The 16,455-nt window shown below is 66.7% G+C and carries 16 protein-coding genes and 1 pseudogene; 10 read left to right on the forward strand and 7 right to left on the reverse strand.

All coding sequences use genetic code 11. From position 1 onward, the window contains the following. Positions 1 to 12: 12 nt before the first annotated feature. Complete coding sequence (locus V7778_RS09470; RefSeq protein WP_211520130.1) at positions 13 to 213, reverse strand: twin transmembrane helix small protein; 201 nt, start codon at positions 211 to 213, stop codon at positions 13 to 15. 33 nt (positions 214 to 246) lie between these two features. Here V7778_RS09470 and V7778_RS09475 point away from each other — a divergent pair, with 33 nt between their 5' ends. The 6 genes from V7778_RS09475 to V7778_RS09500 are packed head-to-tail and all read left to right on the forward strand — an operon-like array spanning position 247 to position 5,466. Continuing rightward, positions 247 to 987 (forward strand): SURF1 family protein, encoded by a 741-nt coding sequence (locus V7778_RS09475; protein ID WP_335554384.1) that lies wholly within the window; start codon positions 247 to 249, stop codon positions 985 to 987. Continuing rightward, positions 980 to 1,621, forward strand: coding sequence for an SCO family protein (locus V7778_RS09480; protein ID WP_335554387.1), 642 nt, complete (start codon positions 980 to 982; stop codon positions 1,619 to 1,621). The genes V7778_RS09475 and V7778_RS09480 overlap by 8 nt, the downstream gene beginning before the upstream one ends. 5 nt (positions 1,622 to 1,626) lie before the next feature. After that, a complete protein-coding gene (locus V7778_RS09485; RefSeq protein WP_335554388.1) occupies positions 1,627 to 2,790 on the forward strand; it encodes a COX15/CtaA family protein in 1,164 nt (387 codons plus the stop codon). 35 nt (positions 2,791 to 2,825) lie between these two features. Further along, on the forward strand, positions 2,826 to 3,719 hold the full coding sequence (cyoE, locus tag V7778_RS09490) for a heme o synthase (protein ID WP_335554391.1): 894 nt from the start codon (positions 2,826 to 2,828) through the stop codon (positions 3,717 to 3,719). A gap of 50 nt (positions 3,720 to 3,769) precedes the next feature. Further along, complete coding sequence (locus V7778_RS09495) at positions 3,770 to 4,372, forward strand: SCO family protein (RefSeq protein ID WP_335554394.1); 603 nt, start codon at positions 3,770 to 3,772, stop codon at positions 4,370 to 4,372. 29 nt (positions 4,373 to 4,401) lie between these two features. Further along, a complete protein-coding gene (locus tag V7778_RS09500) occupies positions 4,402 to 5,466 on the forward strand; it encodes an AI-2E family transporter (protein WP_335554397.1) in 1,065 nt (354 codons plus the stop codon). A gap of 6 nt (positions 5,467 to 5,472) precedes the next feature. Here the strand turns inward: V7778_RS09500 and V7778_RS09505 are convergent, their stop codons facing one another. From V7778_RS09505 to V7778_RS09525, 5 genes are all read right to left on the reverse strand, one after another. Continuing rightward, on the reverse strand, positions 5,473 to 7,065 hold the full coding sequence (locus V7778_RS09505; RefSeq protein ID WP_335554401.1) for a hybrid sensor histidine kinase/response regulator: 1,593 nt from the start codon (positions 7,063 to 7,065) through the stop codon (positions 5,473 to 5,475). Position 7,066: 1 nt separating this feature from the next. Next, positions 7,067 to 7,870 (reverse strand): alpha/beta fold hydrolase, encoded by an 804-nt coding sequence (locus V7778_RS09510; protein ID WP_335554404.1) that lies wholly within the window; start codon positions 7,868 to 7,870, stop codon positions 7,067 to 7,069. 106 nt (positions 7,871 to 7,976) lie between these two features. Next, complete coding sequence (locus tag V7778_RS09515) at positions 7,977 to 8,780, reverse strand: alpha/beta fold hydrolase (RefSeq protein ID WP_335554406.1); 804 nt, start codon at positions 8,778 to 8,780, stop codon at positions 7,977 to 7,979. 21 nt (positions 8,781 to 8,801) lie between these two features. Then, the gene (locus V7778_RS09520) at positions 8,802 to 10,163 is read right to left on the reverse strand and encodes a hemolysin family protein (protein ID WP_335554409.1); all 1,362 of its coding nucleotides are present in this window, start codon (positions 10,161 to 10,163) and stop codon (positions 8,802 to 8,804) included. 57 nt (positions 10,164 to 10,220) lie between these two features. After that, positions 10,221 to 11,129 (reverse strand): LysR family transcriptional regulator, encoded by a 909-nt coding sequence (locus V7778_RS09525; RefSeq protein ID WP_335554413.1) that lies wholly within the window; start codon positions 11,127 to 11,129, stop codon positions 10,221 to 10,223. Positions 11,130 to 11,234: 105 nt separating this feature from the next. Between V7778_RS09525 and V7778_RS09530 the strand changes: the two are divergent. The 4 genes and pseudogenes from V7778_RS09530 to V7778_RS09545 all read left to right on the forward strand — a co-directional run. Then, positions 11,235 to 12,275 (forward strand): annotated as a pseudogene (locus V7778_RS09530) (DUF475 domain-containing protein); the annotation flags it as partial. A 180-nt stretch (positions 12,276 to 12,455) separates the two neighbouring features. Further along, entirely contained in the window at positions 12,456 to 13,031 is a 576-nt protein-coding gene (locus V7778_RS09535) for a TerD family protein (protein ID WP_335554419.1), read from the forward strand. A gap of 52 nt (positions 13,032 to 13,083) precedes the next feature. After that, complete coding sequence (locus V7778_RS09540) at positions 13,084 to 13,782, forward strand: TIGR00266 family protein (protein ID WP_335554422.1); 699 nt, start codon at positions 13,084 to 13,086, stop codon at positions 13,780 to 13,782. 36 nt (positions 13,783 to 13,818) lie between these two features. Then, positions 13,819 to 14,403, forward strand: coding sequence for a TerD family protein (locus tag V7778_RS09545; RefSeq protein ID WP_335554424.1), 585 nt, complete (start codon positions 13,819 to 13,821; stop codon positions 14,401 to 14,403). Between the two features lie 145 nt (positions 14,404 to 14,548). Here V7778_RS09545 and ilvD read toward each other — a convergent pair whose 3' ends face one another. Next, complete coding sequence (ilvD, locus tag V7778_RS09550; protein WP_335554426.1) at positions 14,549 to 16,411, reverse strand: dihydroxy-acid dehydratase; 1,863 nt, start codon at positions 16,409 to 16,411, stop codon at positions 14,549 to 14,551. Between the last annotated feature and the right edge of the window lie 44 nt (positions 16,412 to 16,455).

Genomic DNA, 16,455 nt, shown 5'->3' on the forward strand with positions numbered 1-16,455 from the left:
GACCAGTAGCGCTTAACGGATTCCGGTCGGCGCAATCCACCCCATCTTGTAGGCAGCAAGCAAGCTCAGGAACAATGCGATCGACAAACCGACCCGCATCGCCAGCGCATGCACGGTGCGGTTGCTGCGGCCCTTGTCGCGCATCAGGAAGAACAGGGCCGACCCCAGGCTGGCTAGGATCAGGATGAAGGCGATGGCAACAAAGAATTTCATGATGGGCCCGGGAAAGGTTGAGGCACCATTGTAATGCGCTTCGCCTTCCATTTCCGCCTCATTCCTTTCATCGCGGCACTCCTGGTCGCCGGCATCGGCGTCCTGCTCGGCAATTGGCAGCAGGGCCGGGCGGCCCAGAAGACCGAACTCCAGGCGCGCCAGGCCGCCCGCGCGGCCGAGCCGCCCCTGGAGTTCGGTCCGGCGGGCATTGCCACCGCGGAGCAGGACGCCGGCGCGCTCGCATTCCGCCGCGTGCGCATGACGGGCGAATTCGTCGCCGGCTGGCCCGTCTTCCTTTCCAACCGCCCCATGAACGGCCAGACCGGCTACGTGCTCGCCATGCCGTTTAGAATAGCGGGCGGCAACACGCATGTGCTGGTGCTGCGCGGCTGGCTGCCGCGCCAGGCCGAATTCGGCAAGCTGCCGCCGTTCTCCACGCCCGCGGGCGTGGTGACGATCGAAGGGCAGGTGGTCGCCTCGGCCGGCAAGGTGATGGAGCTGGGCGCCGCGGGGGCGACCAAGCCGGGCGAGCTGGTGCAGAACCTGGCGCCCCAGGACCTGGCGCGGGCGAGCGGACTGGCTTTCGCGCCCTTCCTGGTGCAGCAGACCCTCCCGGCAGCGGCGGGCGACACGCTGGCGCGCGACTGGCCGGCGCCGTCGAGCGGCATCGACAAGCATCGCGGCTATGCCTTCCAGTGGTATGCGCTGGCGGCCATGGCCCTCCTCTTTTTTGTGATAACGGGATTTCGAAGTGGTTCAAAAAAACGTGATTGATTCCGCCGCGGCCGACCCGGCCAAGGCGCGCAGCCGCGGGCGCTGGAAACTGTTCCTGGTGCTGCTGGTGTGCGCCTCGCCGCTGATCGCCTCCTACCTGGCCTATTACGTCATCAAGCCGGAAGGCCGCACCAACTACGGCGCCATCCTCGACCCGCGCCAGCACCCGATCCCGAAGCTGGATTCGACCACCCTCGACGGCCGGCCGCGCAGCCTCGAACAGATGGCGGGCAAATGGCTGATGGTGAGGACCGGCGGCGGCGCCTGCCTTGCCGCCTGTCGGGAGCAGCTGCACGCCATGCGCCAGTGGCGCCTGATGCAGGGCAAGAACATGGACCGCATCGAGCGCGTCTGGCTGGTCACCGACGAGCAGCCGGTGGACAGCGCGGCCCTGCGCGGGTTCAAGGATGCCGAAGGCGCGCCCGCCGACCTGCTCGAGGGCGTCACGGTGCTGCGCGCGCCCGCCGCCGCGGTCGCCGGCTGGCTGCCGGCCGAGAGCGGCGCCAGTGTCTCCGACCACGTCTACCTGATCGACCCGCTCGGCAACCTCATGATGCGCTTTCCGAAGACGCCGGATCCGCGCAAGGTGTACAAGGACATCGCCAAGCTGCTCAAGGCCTCGGCCATCGGATAAGACCCATGCAAGCTTCCTCGATACTGCAGCTGGCCGCGATCGGCCTGCTGGTCGCCAGCCTGCCGCTGGCCATGGTCTGGATGTCCTCGGATGCCAACAAGTACCGCAAGCTGGTCTGGATCGCGGTCTTCCTTACCTTCGACCTGATCGTGTTCGGCGGCTTCACCCGCCTGACCGATTCCGGCCTGGGCTGCCCGGACTGGCCGGGCTGCTACGGCATGGCCAATCCCTTCCTGGCGCACGAGGAAATCGCGGCCGCCGAGGCGGCCATGCCGACCGGCCCGGTCACCGTGGCCAAGGCCTGGATCGAGATGATCCACCGCTACCTGGCGATGGGCATCGGCGTGCTCATCATGGCGCTGCTGTTCACGGCGATCATGCAGTGGCGTCGCACCCGCCACCAGGCCTTCAAGCCGGCCATGCCGCTGGCCCTGTTCGTGTTCGTCTGCATCCAGGGCGCCTTCGGCGCCTGGACCGTCACCCTCAAGCTGCAGCCGGCGATCGTCACCATCCACCTGCTGCTGGGCATGGCGCTGCTGGCGATGCTGGCCTGGCTGGGCGGACGCGAGGATTTCCTGATCAAGCCCAAGGCCATGATGAGCGCCACGCCCATCGCAGCGCCGGTGCTGCGCGGCCTGCGCCGCCTGGCCCTGCTGGCCGCCGTGGTGCTGGCCGTGCAGATCGCCCTCGGCGGGTGGGTGAGCACTAACTATGCGACCCTGGCCTGCGACGAATTCCCCCTGTGCGACGGCCGGCTCGTGCCGCCGATGGACTTCGAGCACGGCTTCCACCTGTGGCGCGAGCTGGGCAAGACGGCCGCCGGCCACTACCTGCCTTTCCCGGCCCTGGTGGCGATCCACTGGGTGCACCGGATGTCGGCGCTGGTCGTGGTGCTGGTGCTCGGCCTGGCGATCTGGAAGGCCTTGCCCTATGCCAGCCTGCGCCCGACGGCGCTGCGCCTGGCCCTGGTGCTGGCGCTCCAGCTGTTCACCGGCATCGCCACGGTCTATTTCGACTTTCCGCTGGCGATCGCGGTCTTGCATAACGCCGGGGCGGCCCTGCTGGTCCTGCTGGTGACCATGTTAAACTACCGGGTGAAGTTTCAACTCGACATGGCCGGCGGCGCTGCTGCACGATCGTCCGCCGCGATAGCACGCGGCAGGCGCTAAGCAGACGGCAGCGCAGCATGGCAAGAAGCCAACCGATGACAACCCAGACAGCCATCCATAAAACCCCGAGCAGGTTCTCGCAGTACTGGAGCCTGACCAAGCCGCGCGTGACCCAGCTGGCGGTATTCTGCGCGGTGATCGGGATGTTCCTCGCCACCGACGGTTTCCCGGGCTGGCAAGTCCTGATCGCCGGTACCGCCGGGATCTGGCTGCTGGCCGGCGCCGCCTTCGCGGTGAATTGCCTGGTCGAGGCCGAGATCGACGCGCGCATGGCGCGCACGGCGCGGCGCGCCACCGCCATGGGCGAACTGAGCCAGACCCAGACCATCCTGTTTTCGAGCCTGATCGGCGGCCTCGGGATGTGGATCCTGTACGCCTTCGTCAACCCGCTCACGATGTGGCTGACCTTCGTCACCTTCGTCGGCTACGCCTTCATCTATACCCTCCTGCTCAAGCCGAACACCCCGCAGAACATCGTCATCGGCGGCCTGTCCGGCGCCATGCCGCCCGCCCTGGGCTGGGCCGCGGTGGCGGGCGAGGTGCCGATGCAGGCCTGGCTGCTGGTCCTGATCATCTTCGTGTGGACCCCGCCGCACTTCTGGGTGCTGGCCATGTACCGCCGCGACGACTATGCCCGTTCCGGCCTGCCGATGCTGCCGATCACCCACGGCATGCGCTTCACCGGCCTGCAGGTGTGGCTGTACACGGTGGCCCTGGCCGCCACCACCTTGCTGCCCTACGCGGTGGGCATGAGCGGCCTGATCTACCTGGCGGCCGCCGTCGCGCTCAACGCGGTCTTCCTGCGCCACTCGTGGCGCATCCACCGCCACTACAGCGACATGGCGGCGCGCAAGGCCTTCACCTGGTCGATCGTCTACCTCTCGCTGCTGTTCGCGGCGCTGCTGGTGGACCATTACTTCAGGTTCTGAGGGCAGGCGCCGACGACTTCCCCCAACACGTTTCCGACACAAGGCGAGCGATGAAGCGACTCCTGACCCTCCTGCTGCTGGCCGCGATGGCCATGTTCACTGCCGGCTGCGACAAGATGGCCGGCAAGCCGGCCGCCTTCAACAACGTCGACGTGACCGGCCTCGACTATGCCAAGGGTTTCTCGCTGGTCGACCACCACGGCAAGCCTCGCACCCTGGAAGACTTCCGCGGCAAGCTGGTGGTGCTGTTCTTCGGCTACACCCAGTGCCCCGACGTCTGCCCGACCACGATGGCCGAAATGGCCGCCGTGCTGAAGGACCTGGGCCCGGCCGCCGACGAGGTGCAGGTGCTGTTCGTGACCCTCGACCCGGAGCGCGACACCCAGGAGCTGCTGGCCAGCTACGTGCCGGCCTTCGACAAGCGCTTCCTGGGCCTGCGCGGCGACCTGGAGGCGACCGCGCGCACGGCCAAGGAATTCAAGGTCTTCTATAACAAGGTGGCGGGGGCGGGATCGGAAAACAGCGCTGCGAACTATACCATCGACCACACGGCGGGCAGCTATGTGTTCGACCGCGAAGGCAAGGTGCGCCTGTTCCTGCGCCATGGCCAGGGCCCGGGGCCCATCGCGCACGACCTGCGCCAGCTGTTATGATGGTGTAAACACCACTTCACCGACAAGGCATGGAACAACGAGCAGGCCGCAACTACACCCGTATCGCCATCGTCGTCCTGCTGACGCTGGGCTGCCTCTACGTCCTCAAGCCTTTCCTGGCCGCGATCCTGTTCGCGGCCGCCGTCGTCATCTCCTCCTGGCCGCTGTACCAGCGCCTGCTGCGCGCGATGCGCGGGCGCCGCAGCCTGGCGGCGCTGACGATGACGCTGACCCTGACCTTCCTGATCATCTTCCCGCTGTCGATGGTGGCCTACAACCTGGCCGACGATGTCGCCCGCGGTTTCGAGGAATTGCGCACCCTGGTCGAGCACCGCGAGCTGCTGCCGCCAGGCTGGATCCGCGACATCCCGCTGGTGGGCGAATCGGTCGACACCTACCTGCGCCAGCTGATCGCCAGCCGCGAGCGCATGGTGGAGCTGGCCCAGCGCATGGTGGAGCCGGCGCGCCGCTGGCTGCTGGCCGGCGGCATCATGCTCGGCACCGGCGTGGCGCAGATGAGCCTGGCGGCCTTCGTGAGCTTCTTCTTCTACCGCGACGGCCAGGCGCTGCTCGACGTGATCGCCGTGACCATGCGCAAGGTGATGGGCGAGGGGGCCGAATCGGTCTCGCACACCGTCAGCCAGACCGTGCGCGGCGTGATGTACGGCCTGCTGGGCACCGCCCTGGCCCAGGCCGTGGTGGCGGCGATCGGCTTCTTCATCGCCGGCGTGCCGGCGGTGCCGCTGCTGTCGGTGATGGTGTTCCTGTCCTCGCTGGTGCCGGTCGGCCCGCCGCTGGTGTGGGGCGGGGCGGCGCTGTGGCTGTTTGCCCAGGGCGAGACCGGCTGGGGCATCTTCATGGTGATCTGGGGCGCCCTCTTGATCAGCGGCGTGGACAACGTGGTGCGCCCGATGCTGATCAGCCGCGGCAGCAGCCTGCCTTTCCTGCTCACCCTGCTGGGGGTGCTGGGCGGGGTGATCGCCTTCGGCTTCGTCGGCATGTTCATCGGGCCGGTGCTGCTGGCCGTGGGCTACTCCCTGATGAGCGAGTGGACCGGCACCGCGGACCCGATCGTGCGCCAGGATCCCACCTAGGGCAGGCTACCGCGGCCGCTCGGCCGTCAGCATGTGTCCCAGCCGCTCGAAATCGATCGGCTTCGTGAGATGGTGGTCGAAGCCGGCCTCGAAGGCGAGGCGGCGGTCCTTTTCCTGCCCCCAGCCGGTGGCGGCGATCAGGGTCACGCCTTGCCAGCCGGGCAGGGCCCGCAGCCGGCGCGCCAGCTCGTAGCCGTTCAGGTCGGGCAGGCCGATGTCGAGCAGGGCCGCCTGCGGCGTGAACGACACCGCCAGGTCGAGCGCGGCTTGCGCCGTGTGCACGACCCTGGTTTCGCAGCCGAACAGCTCCAGCGCCATGCCCAGGGTGTCGGCAGCGTCCTCGTTGTCGTCCACGATCAGGACCTGCCTGGCCGTGAGCCGTGCGATATCACCCGCCCCCGCGGCCGGCCCCTCGGCCGGCCCCGCGGCCGGGCAGGCCGCGCCGACCGTCAGCGGCAGGGAGATCGCGAATTCGCTGCCGCGGCCCGCCCCAAGGCTGTGGGCGTGCACCGTACCGCCATGCAGGTCGACGATGCCGCGCACCAGCGCCAGGCCGATGCCGAGGCCGCCCTTCGAGCGTTCCAGGGCCGGTTCCAGCTGGGAGAACATGTCGAACACGGTCGCCAGGGCCTCCGCCGGGATGCCGATGCCGTTGTCGCGCACGCGGATGCGCGCGTGGCCGGGATCGCAGTCCAGTTCGAGGTCGACCATCCCGCCTTCGGGCGTGTACTTGGCGGCGTTGGTCAGCAGGTTGATGACGACCTGAGCCAGCCGGGTCGCATCGCCGTCGACGACGATCGGCGGCGCGGCGATGTGCAGCCGCAGCGTATGGCGCGCCGCCTCCATGATGGCGGCGACGTCGCCGGCGGCGCTGCGCACCAGCGTAGTCAGCTCGACCGGTCCGCGGCGGAGCTGCATGCGGCCCTGGGTGATGCGCGAGACCTCCATCAGGTCGTCCACCAGCCGGGTCATGTGGCGCAGCTGGCGGTCGAAGGCCTGCAGCAGCCGCTCGTCGGCGCTGGCGCCAAACTTCAGCTTGAGCACTTCCAGTGCGCTGCGCATGGGCGCGAGCGGATTGCGCAGTTCGTGCGACAGGGTGGCCAGGAATTCGTCCTTGCGCCGGTCGGCATGCGACAGCTGCGCATTGAGCTGCTGCAGCTTGGCCTCGGCGCCGAGGCGCGCCTCGAGCGCCGCCTCGGCCGCCTTGCGCGCGGCCAGCAGTTCGCGCTCGTAGGCGCGCCGGTCCGAGGCCTTGAACAGCGCCCACTGGTCGAAGACGTCGCCGCCGTCCCGGGAGCGCACGATGTTGATCAGCATCGGAAGACGCTCGCCGCGGCGGTTGCGCATCTCGACCTGGATTTCGGCGACGGAGCCCTGCACCTGCAGGATCGGCAGGCAATGGGTGTGATGGAACAGGCGTGCGCCAACCGGAAGCAGGTCGAGGAGGCGGACCTTGCCGCACAGTTCCTCGTTCTCGTAGCCAAGCCAGCGGCGCGCCGTGTCGTTGGCGCGCAGGACGACGCCGCCCTTGTCGGTCAACAGCAGGCCGCAGGCGGCGTGCTCGAACAGGAAGTCGCTCCCTGGCAGCGCACCGGCCACGTCAGCGCAGGGTCTTGGCGAGGAAGGCGTCGATCGCTTGCGAGCTCTCGGTCGGCGCGCTCAGGTGAGGGCAATGACCGATGTTGTCGATCACGTGGAGGGTGCTCGCCGGCAGGTGGCGGTGCAGGTAGTCGCCCACTGACAGGGGCGCGATCATGTCGTCGCTGCATTGCAGGATCAGGGCGGGCACGCGCGACAGGGGCAGGTCGGCGCGGTGGTCGGACAGGAAGGTGACGCGGGCGAAGTGCTTGGCGATCTCGGGATCGTTGCGGCAGAAACTCTCGGTCAGCTCCCGGCCCAGCGCCGGCTGCTCGGGCGCGCCCATGATGGCGGGCGCCATGCTGCTCGACCAGCCGAGGTAGTTCGCATCCATGGTCTCGAGCAGCTCGTCGATGTCGGCGCGGCTGAAGCCGCCAATGTAGTCGCCGTCGTTGATGTAGCAGGGCGAGGGGCCGACCATCACCTGGGCCGCGAAGCGCGCGGGCGCCTTGATCGTCGCCAGCAGTCCGATCATGCTGCTGACGGAATGGCCGACGAATACGACCGGACCGGCGCCGCAGGCGTCGAGGATCTCCAGCACGTCGTCGGCATGGCCGTGCAGGCTGCCGTATTTGTCGCGGTCGTAGGCGCCCAGGTCGGAGCCGCCGCTGCCGGTCAGGTCGTAGGTCAGGATACGGAAACGGTCCGCGAATGCCGGAGCCAGGAAGCGCCACATCGTCTGGTCGCAGCCGAAGCCATGGGCGAACATCATGGTTGCCGCGCCATCGCCTGTGACACGGACCTTATTGCGGGTAAGGACGGACATGAGAATCTCGGTGAGGGGAGCGGACGGCCGCTCGTCAAAGGCGGATTATAACCATTTTACATTTTTCGTGACCGGCCCATGCTCAAGCGTGCACCCGGTATAACCATCAGCGCAGGGCGTCCGCCAGGAAGGCGTCGATCTCGCGCACGCAGGCGCCCGGCGCGCTCATGTGGGCGCAGTGGCCGATGTTCTCGATCAGGCGCAGGCTGGCCCGGGGCAGGCGCCGGTGCAGGAACTCGCCGGCCGTGCGCGGCGCGATCAGGTCGTCGCTGCATTGCAGGACCAGGGCCGGCGTGGTGGCCAGCGGCACGTCCTCGCGGTGGTCGGACAAAAAGGTGACGCGCGCGAAATGGCGGGCGATGTCGGGACGGGTGCGGCAGAAGCTGTCGGTCAGCTCCTTGCCCAGCTGGGGCTGGTTGGGCGCACCCATGATCAGGGGCGCCATCGCGGCAGACCAGTCCAGGTAGCTGGCCTCCATCCTGGCCAGCAGTTCCTCCAGGTCGGGCCGGCTGAAGCCGCCCAGGTAATAGCCGTCGTTCAGGTAGCAGGCCGAGGGACCGACCATCACCTGGGCCGCGAAGCGCTCCGGAGCCTTGATGGTGGCCAGCATGCCGATCATCGCGCTCACCGAGTGGCCGACGAAGACCACCGGCCCCTCCGCGAACTCGCCGACGATCTCGAGCAGGTCGTCGGCATGACCGTGCAGGCTGGCGTATTTGTCGCGGTCGTAGGCCGCATGGTCGGACTGGCCGCTGCCGGTCAGGTCGAACAGCACCGTGCGGCAGCGCCGCGCGAAGTGCGGCGCCAGGAAGCGCCACATGCTTTGGTCGCAGCCGAAGCCGTGCGCGAACACCATGGTGGTGTCGCCGCGGCCTTCGACGCGGACGTTGTTGCGCCGTTCGACGCTCATGCCCGCATCCTCATCCGCGCCTCAATCCTGGTCGTCATCGCCGTCGCCGCGCGTGAGCCGCGGGAACACCTTGACCAGCAGGATGCGCGGGCCGTTCATCTTCTTGACCACCACGTCGAAGCGCGGGAACTCGATGCGCTGCCCCTGCTTGGGAATGTCGCCCAGCTTGGCCATCAGCAGGCCGCCGACCGATTCGACGTCGTCCAGGCCCATTTCCTCGTTGTCGATGTCGATCCCCAGTACGCGTTCGAGCGAGAAGATCGGCAGGCTGGCCTTGCCGATGTAGGTGCCGTCGGCCTGCTTGAGCCAGTCGTTCTCGTTGAGGCGGAACTCGTCGCGGATCTCGCCCACCATCGCCCCCAGCAGGTTGTCGAGGGTGATGAAGCCGACCGGGCGCTTGCCTTTTTCGCCGATCAGGGCGAAGTGCGGGGCGCCGCTGCGGAAGCGCCGGAAGATGTCCTGGGCCGGGGTGCGCGCCGAGATCGTCTCCACCGGGCGCAGGAACTGGGTCAGGTCGGTGATCTGGCGGCCCGCCTGCAGGGCGAAGAACAGGTCCTTCAGGTGGATCACGCCCAGCACTTCCTCGCCGTCCTGGTCGAAGTAGGGATAGCGCGAGAAGCGGTTGCGGCGCACCGTCTCCAGGTTCTGTTCCAGGCTGCGGCTGGCGTACAGCGCGCTCACCTCGTTAATCGGGCGCATCAGGTCGGACACGGCCAGCTGGCTGAAGTCGAGCGACTGCGCCAGGATGTTGCGCTCGTCGTGGGTGAATTTCGCGCCCGAGCTTTCTCCCGTCGTGGTACTGGTGTTGGTGCGCAGGATGAGCTTGAGCTCGTCGGTCGAATAATGCGTGTCGTGGCCGCCGGCGCCGGCCAGGCCGGCCAGGCGCAGCACCATGTTGGCGCTGGCGTTGAGCAGCCAGATCGCCGGGTACATGGCCCAGTAGAAGGCGTACAGCGGCAGCGCGCACCACAGCGCCACCGCCTCGGGCACGCGGATCGCCAGCGTCTTCGGCGCCAGCTCGCCCACCACGATGTGCAGGAAGGAGATCACCGAGAAGGCGACGATGAAGGATACGCCGTGGATCACTTCCGGCGAGGTCACCCCGGCGAGGGCGAACAGGGGTTCGAGCAGGCTGGCGAAGGCCGGTTCGCCGACCCAGCCCAGGCCCAGGGAGGCGAGGGTGATGCCCAGCTGGCAGGCCGACAGGTAGGCGTCGAGCTGGCCGTGTACCTTGGCCAGGATGCGGCCGCGCAGCCCCGCCGTCTTGGCGATCGCCCGCACCCGGGTCTTGCGCAAGGTGACGATGCCGAATTCGGCCGCCACGAAGAAGCCGTTCAGCGCAACCAGGAAGAGCGCGAGAACGACGAATAGAAAGTTTTGCATACAATCGGTTAGTTAACAAAAGGCAAAGCCGCCTCCATTGTACCGCCCCGTCGGCAACTAGGCGCCGGCCAGTGCGCCGCCGTGTACCGCGTTCAGGATGGCTTCGACCGCCGGGTGCTTGATCTTGCGTTCGTTCGAGATGGCATAGAAATGCTCGCGCACCTCGGGCACGCGGCCGACCAGGGCGGCGCCGAGCTGCAGCTCGATCTCGGGCAGCGGCGCCGCCGGCGTGAAGAACAGGCCCAGGCCGCGCCGGCCAAAGGTGTTGAGCAGGGCGTTGTCCTCGAACTCGCCGGCCACGTCGGGATGGATGCCGTGGCGCTCGAACCAGGCGTCGATCTTGCCGCGCAGGGCGGTATCGCGGGTCGGCAGCAGGAAGGGTGCGCCATGCAGGGAGCGCGGGAAATCCTGCTGGTAGGCCTGGGCCAGCGCCGGGGCGCCCACCACGAACATCTCGCTTTCGTACAGCAGGTGGCTAAACACACGCAAAGTAGTGCCGGTGGGCACCGCGCGGTCGGTCAGCACCACGTCGAGCTTGTGGAGCGCCAAATCACCCAAAAGCGCTTCATACTGGTCTTCGTGGCAGACCAGCCTGACGGGCTTGTCGAGCTGGGTGGTCACTTCGAGCAGCCGGTAGGCGGTGAACTTGGGCAGGGAATCGGAAATGCCCACCGTCAGGCGCACGCGCGAACTGCCGGATTCGTCCAGCGCTTCCTGCATCTGCTCGCCCAGCAGGAAGATCTGGTCGGCATAATTCAGCACCATGCGGCCGGCTTCGGTCAGGATCAGGCGCCGGCCCTGCTGGGTGAACAAGGCCTTGCCGAAGGATTGCTCGAGCAGGGCCAGCTGGGTGCTGACGGTCTGGATCGCCAGGCCCAGGCGCTCGGCGGCGCGGGTGATGCTGCCTTCCTTGGCGACCACCCAGAAGTAATGCAGGTGCCGGAAGTTCGGAGGACTGTTTTTCATGCCTTCTTTTTTTCGGAAGTAATTCTTCGATTATCTTCGCTTTTTCATGATGTTGCAAAGATCTACACTGCGCCCATACCATTTTTTAAATCAAGGGGAGAAACAATGAAGCATTTCACAGGGTCATTCATCGTGACCTTCATCTGCCTGGCGCTCGCAGGCTGGTGGGGTTATGAGCACAGCGGCACGGCCGGCGCGCTGACCGCGATCGGTATCGCGACCATCCTGTCGATCATGGAGGTCTCGCTGTCCTTCGACAACGCCGTGGTCAACGCCTCGGTGCTCAAGGGCTGGGACGAATTCTGGCTCAAGCTCTTCCTGGGCCTGGGCATGATCATCGCCGTGTTCGGCATGCGCCTGGTGTTCCCGCTGGTGATCGTCGCCGTGGCGGCCGACCTGGGCATGATGGACGTGTGGAACCTGGCGCTGTCGGATCCGAAGGCGTTCTCCTCGCACCTGACCAACCACCACGCGGAAGTGGCGGCCTTCGGCGGCATGTTCCTGCTGCTGGTGTTCCTGAACTTCCTGCTGGATGACGAGAAGGAAGTCCACTGGCTGGGCCACTTCGAGCGCAAGCTGGGCGCGCTGGGCAAGGTGTCCTCGATCGCGGTGATGATTTCGCTGGCGACCTTGATGTTCAGCATGACCTATGTCGACGAAGCCCAGAAGATGGTGGTCCTGATCGCCGGCCTGTGGGGCATCCTGGTCTACGTCGGCGTGGACATGATTTCCAGCCTGCTCGAGAAGGGCGAAGAAGGCGGCGGCGAAATGGGCGACATGGTCAAGCGCGGCGGTATCGGCGGCTTCCTGTACCTGGAAGTGCTGGATGCATCGTTCAGCTTCGACGGCGTGATCGGCGCCTTCGCGATCACCACCGACGTCGTGATCATCATGCTGGGCCTGGCGATCGGCGCGATGTTCGTGCGTTCGATGACCGTCTTCCTGGTGAAGAAGGGCACGCTCGACGAGTTCGTGTACCTGGAGCACGGCGCGCACTATGCGATCGGTATCCTGGCCGTGATCATGCTGGCCTCCATGAAGTTCCACGTGCCCGAGCTGGTGACCGGCCTGGTGGGTGTGGCCTTCATCCTGGCTTCGCTGTGGAGCTCGCTGCGCCACAAGAAGCAGCAGGCCGCACTGGAAGCGAATGGCGGCGAGAAGCTGAAACATGATTCATCGTGCACGCGCCGGTCGGACGCGTCGGCAGCAAAGCTGCCGACCCTGCCGGTGCGGTACAGCAGCGAACCCCGGCGAGCGGCAGAACACCAGCTCGCTGCGGTAGGTCCCCGGTGTTCACACGTAGTCTTACTTTAGGAGAGTCACATCATGGCAATCAGTCTGCAAAAAGGCGGCAACGTCAACCTGTCGAAAGAAGCTCCCGGCCTCACCCAGCTGAAGGTCGGCCTCGGCTGGGACACGCGCGCCACCGACGGCGCAGCCTTCGACCTCGACGGCGCCGTGTTTCTGCTGAACTCGTCCGGCAAGGTGCGCTCGGATAGCGACTTCATCTTCTACAACAACCTGAAGTCGACCGACGGCTCGGTGGTGCACTCGGGCGACAACCGCACCGGCGAAGGCGAAGGCGACGACGAAACCGTCTCCATCGACCTGACCAAGGTGCCGGCCGACGTCGACAAGGTCGTGCTGGGCGTCACCATCCACGACGCCGAAACCCGCCGCCAGAACTTCGGCATGGTCGGCAAGGCCTTCATCCGCTGCGTCAACGCGGGCAACAACCAGGAAATCGCCCGCTACGACCTGTCGGAAGACAGCTCGACCGAAGGCGCGATGATTTTCGGCGAGGTGTACCGCAACGGCGCCGACTGGAAGTTCCGCGCGATCGGCCAGGGCTTCGCCGGCGGCCTCGGTCCGCTCGCCCGCAACTACGGCGTCAACGTCTAATCATTAACAGGCGGCGGCTCCGCGCGGGGCCGCCCCACGAAAGGAAGCCACCATGCCAGTGTTTACCGTGACCGGGGACGTCGATCCCTTCCTGCACGTATCGATGCGCCGCGGCGAAACCATCTACTGCGAGTCGGATGCGATGGTGATGATGGAATCGACGCTCGATCTGAAGGGCAAGATGAAGGGCGGCCTGGGCAGCGCGCTGATGCGCACCTTCGCCAACGGCGAGTCCTTCTTCCAGCAGCACATCGAAGCCACGCGCGGCGACGGCGACTGCCTGCTGTCGCCGACCCTGCCGGGTGCGATGCAGATCGTCGACTGCGGCCCGAACCAGTACATCATCAGCGACGGCGCCTTTGTCGCGGCGAGCAACGGCGTGGACCTGAAGGTGCGTACCCAGAACATCGGCAACGCCCTGTTCGCGCAGAGCGGCGGTTTCTTCGTGACCGAGACCACCGGCAGCGGCCAGGTGGTGGTGTCGGGCTTCGGTTCGATGTCGGTGCTGGACGTCGAGCCGGGCAAGGACGCGATCATCGACAACGCCCACGTGGTGTGCTGGGACAGCACACTGCGCTACGAGATCTCGATCACGACCGGCACCAGCGGTGGCTTCCTGGGCAACCTGATCAACAGCCAGACCAGCGGCGAGGGCATGGTCTTGCGCTTCTCGGGCAAGGGCAAGGTCTATGTCTGCTCGCGCAACCGCAATGCCTTCAAGGCCTGGATGCAGCAACCCGCTCGCAGCTAAGCAACATAGCCAAGTAAGTACACGAAAGGATTCATCATGGCAGTCAATTTGCAAAAAGGTCAGAAGATCTCGCTGGACAAGGAAGCCGGCGGAGCCCTGAGCCGTGTAACGATGGGCCTGGGCTGGGACGTGGCCAAGTCGAAGGGCTTCTTCGGCTTCGGCGGCGGCAAGGGCGACGCGGTCGACCTGGACGCCTCGTGCGTGCTGTTCGACGAGGCGAACCGTCCGGTCGACGTGGTCTGGTTCCGCCAGCTAAAGAGCCGTGACGGCAGCATCAGCCACACCGGCGACAACCGCACCGGCGCGGGCGATGGCGACGACGAGCAGATCGTCGTCGAGCTGAACCGGGTGCCGGAGAACGTCAAGGCCCTGGTGTTCACCGTGAACAGCTTCACCGGCCAGAACTTCTCGACCGTCGAGAACGCTTACTGCCGCCTGCTCAATGCGGCCAACAACCAGGAAGTCGCGCGTTTCAACCTGTCGGTGCAGGGCTCGCACACGGCCCAGATCATGGCCAAGCTGTACCGCCATAACGGGGAATGGAAGATGCACGCGATCGGCGAGAACGGCGTCGGCCGTACCTTCGACGACCTGATGCCGCAGATCGTGCCGCACCTGTAGACCCTGCTTTTGTTTTTTTGTGTCTCCCGCCATTTGCCGGGGCTTCGTGCCCCGGCTTTTTTTTGTCTCCTCCGAATACTCCGCACTCCGGACGCCGCTTGAACGCGTTGGCGGCGACCGTCCCGCGCCCACGTTGGCGACCGTATCAGCGCTTCAGCTGCGACAAATCCCGCACCGCGCCGCGGTCGGCCGAGGTGGTCAGGGCCGCGTAGGCCTGCAGCGCCTGCGACACGTAGCGCTCGCGGTTCACCGGCTGCCAGGCGTCGCGCCCGCGCGCTTCCATGGCCGCGCGGCGCTGCGCCAGCGCGTCCGGCGAGACGCGCAGGTTGATCGTGCGCTCCGGGATGTCGATGTCGATCATGTCGCCTTCCTCCACCAGGCCGATGGCGCCGCCTTCGGCCGCTTCCGGCGAGGCGTGGCCGATCACCAGGCCCGAGGAGCCGCCCGAGAAGCGGCCGTCGGTGAACAGGGCGCAGGCCTTGCCCAGGCCCTTGGACTTGATGTACGAGGTGGGGTACAGCATCTCCTGCATGCCCGGGCCGCCCTTGGGGCCTTCGTAGCGGATGATGACGACGTCGCCCGCCGCCACCGTGTCGCCCAGGATGGCCTCGACCGCCGCGTCCTGGCTCTCGAACACGCGCGCCTTGCCGCTGAAGCTGAGGATGCTCTCGTCCACGCCGGCCGTCTTCACGATGCAGCCTTTCTCGGCGATGTTCCCGTACAGGACCGCCAGGCCGCCGTCCTGCGAATAGGCGTGCTCGCGGTCGCGGATGCAGCCCAGGCTGCGGTCCAGGTCATTGGTGTCGAAACGCTCCGATTGCGAGAAGGCCACCTGGGTCGGGACGCCGCCCGGCGCGGCGCGGAACAGCTGGTGCACCGCGGGCTCAACGCTGCGGCGGATGTCGTACTTCTCGATCGCTTCTCCCATGGTGGGGCTGTGCACGGTGGGCAGCGAGGTGTCGAGCAGGCCGGCGCGCGCCAGTTCGCCCAGGATGGAGATGATGCCGCCGGCGCGGTGCACGTCCTCGATGTGGTACTTGTCCGTCATCGGCGCGACCTTGCACAGGCAGGGCACCTTGCGCGAGATGCGGTCGATGTCGGCCATGGTGAACCCCACCTCGGCCTCGTGCGCGGCGGCCAGCAGGTGCAGCACGGTGTTGGTCGAGCCGCCCATCGAGACGTCGAGCGCCATCGCGTTTTCGAAAGCCGCCTTGGTGGCGATCGAGCGCGGCAGCACCGAGTAGTCGTCCTGTTCGTAATGGCGCTTGGCCAGTTCCACGATCAGGCGGCCGGCGCGCAGGAACAGCTCCTTGCGGTCGGCATGGGTGGCGACGATGGTGCCGTTGCCCGGCAGGGACAGGCCGAGCGCCTCGGTCAGGCAGTTCATCGAGTTGGCCGTGAACATGCCCGAACACGAACCGCAGGTGGGACAGGCCGAGCGCTCGACTTCCGCCACGTCGGCATCCGACACGCTGGCGTCGCCGGCCTTGATCATGGCGTCGATCAGGTCGAGCTTGATGATCTTGCGATCGTTGTTGACGACCTTGACCACCTTGCCCGCTTCCATCGGGCCGCCGGAGACGAAGACCACCGGGATGTTCAGGCGCATCGCGGCCATCAGCATGCCGGGCGTGATCTTGTCGCAGTTCGAGATGCAGACCATGGCGTCGGCGCAGTGGGCGTTGACCATGTACTCGACCGAGTCGGCGATCAGGTCGCGCGAGGGCAGGGAGTACAGCATGCCGCCGTGGCCCATGGCGATGCCGTCGTCGACGGCGATGGTGTTGAATTCCTTGGCCACGCCGCCGGAAGCTTCGATCTCGCGCGCGACCAGCTGGCCCAGGTCCTTCAGGTGCACGTGGCCGGGCACGAACTGGGTAAAGGAATTGACGACGGCGATGATTGGTTTCTCGAAGTCGCCGTCCTTCATGCCCGTGGCGCGCCACAGCGCGCGGGCGCCTGCCATGTTGCGGCCCTGGGTCGTGGTACGGGAACGGTAAGTCGGCATGGAATCTCCTGGAAGCGGTAAAACGGACAGGCTACTAGGGTGCC

Source organism: Massilia sp. DD77 (assembly GCF_036961685.1).
Taxonomy (GTDB): Bacteria; Pseudomonadota; Gammaproteobacteria; order Burkholderiales; family Burkholderiaceae_D; genus Telluria.

Coding starts and splice junctions, on each gene's coding strand:
- V7778_RS09470 (WP_211520130.1), bottom strand. CDS start 213: ATGAAATTCTTTGTTGCCATCGCCTTCATCCTGATCCTAGCCAGCCTG.
- V7778_RS09475 (WP_335554384.1), top strand. CDS start 247: ATGCGCTTCGCCTTCCATTTCCGCCTCATTCCTTTCATCGCGGCACTC.
- V7778_RS09485 (WP_335554388.1), top strand. CDS start 1,627: ATGCAAGCTTCCTCGATACTGCAGCTGGCCGCGATCGGCCTGCTGGTC.
- cyoE (WP_335554391.1), top strand. CDS start 2,826: ATGACAACCCAGACAGCCATCCATAAAACCCCGAGCAGGTTCTCGCAG.
- V7778_RS09495 (WP_335554394.1), top strand. CDS start 3,770: ATGAAGCGACTCCTGACCCTCCTGCTGCTGGCCGCGATGGCCATGTTC.
- V7778_RS09500 (WP_335554397.1), top strand. CDS start 4,402: ATGGAACAACGAGCAGGCCGCAACTACACCCGTATCGCCATCGTCGTC.
- V7778_RS09510 (WP_335554404.1), bottom strand. CDS start 7,870: ATGTCCGTCCTTACCCGCAATAAGGTCCGTGTCACAGGCGATGGCGCG.
- V7778_RS09515 (WP_335554406.1), bottom strand. CDS start 8,780: ATGAGCGTCGAACGGCGCAACAACGTCCGCGTCGAAGGCCGCGGCGAC.
- V7778_RS09520 (WP_335554409.1), bottom strand. CDS start 10,163: ATGCAAAACTTTCTATTCGTCGTTCTCGCGCTCTTCCTGGTTGCGCTG.
- V7778_RS09525 (WP_335554413.1), bottom strand. CDS start 11,129: ATGAAAAACAGTCCTCCGAACTTCCGGCACCTGCATTACTTCTGGGTG.
- V7778_RS09535 (WP_335554419.1), top strand. CDS start 12,456: ATGGCAATCAGTCTGCAAAAAGGCGGCAACGTCAACCTGTCGAAAGAA.
- V7778_RS09540 (WP_335554422.1), top strand. CDS start 13,084: ATGCCAGTGTTTACCGTGACCGGGGACGTCGATCCCTTCCTGCACGTA.
- V7778_RS09545 (WP_335554424.1), top strand. CDS start 13,819: ATGGCAGTCAATTTGCAAAAAGGTCAGAAGATCTCGCTGGACAAGGAA.
- ilvD (WP_335554426.1), bottom strand. CDS start 16,411: ATGCCGACTTACCGTTCCCGTACCACGACCCAGGGCCGCAACATGGCA.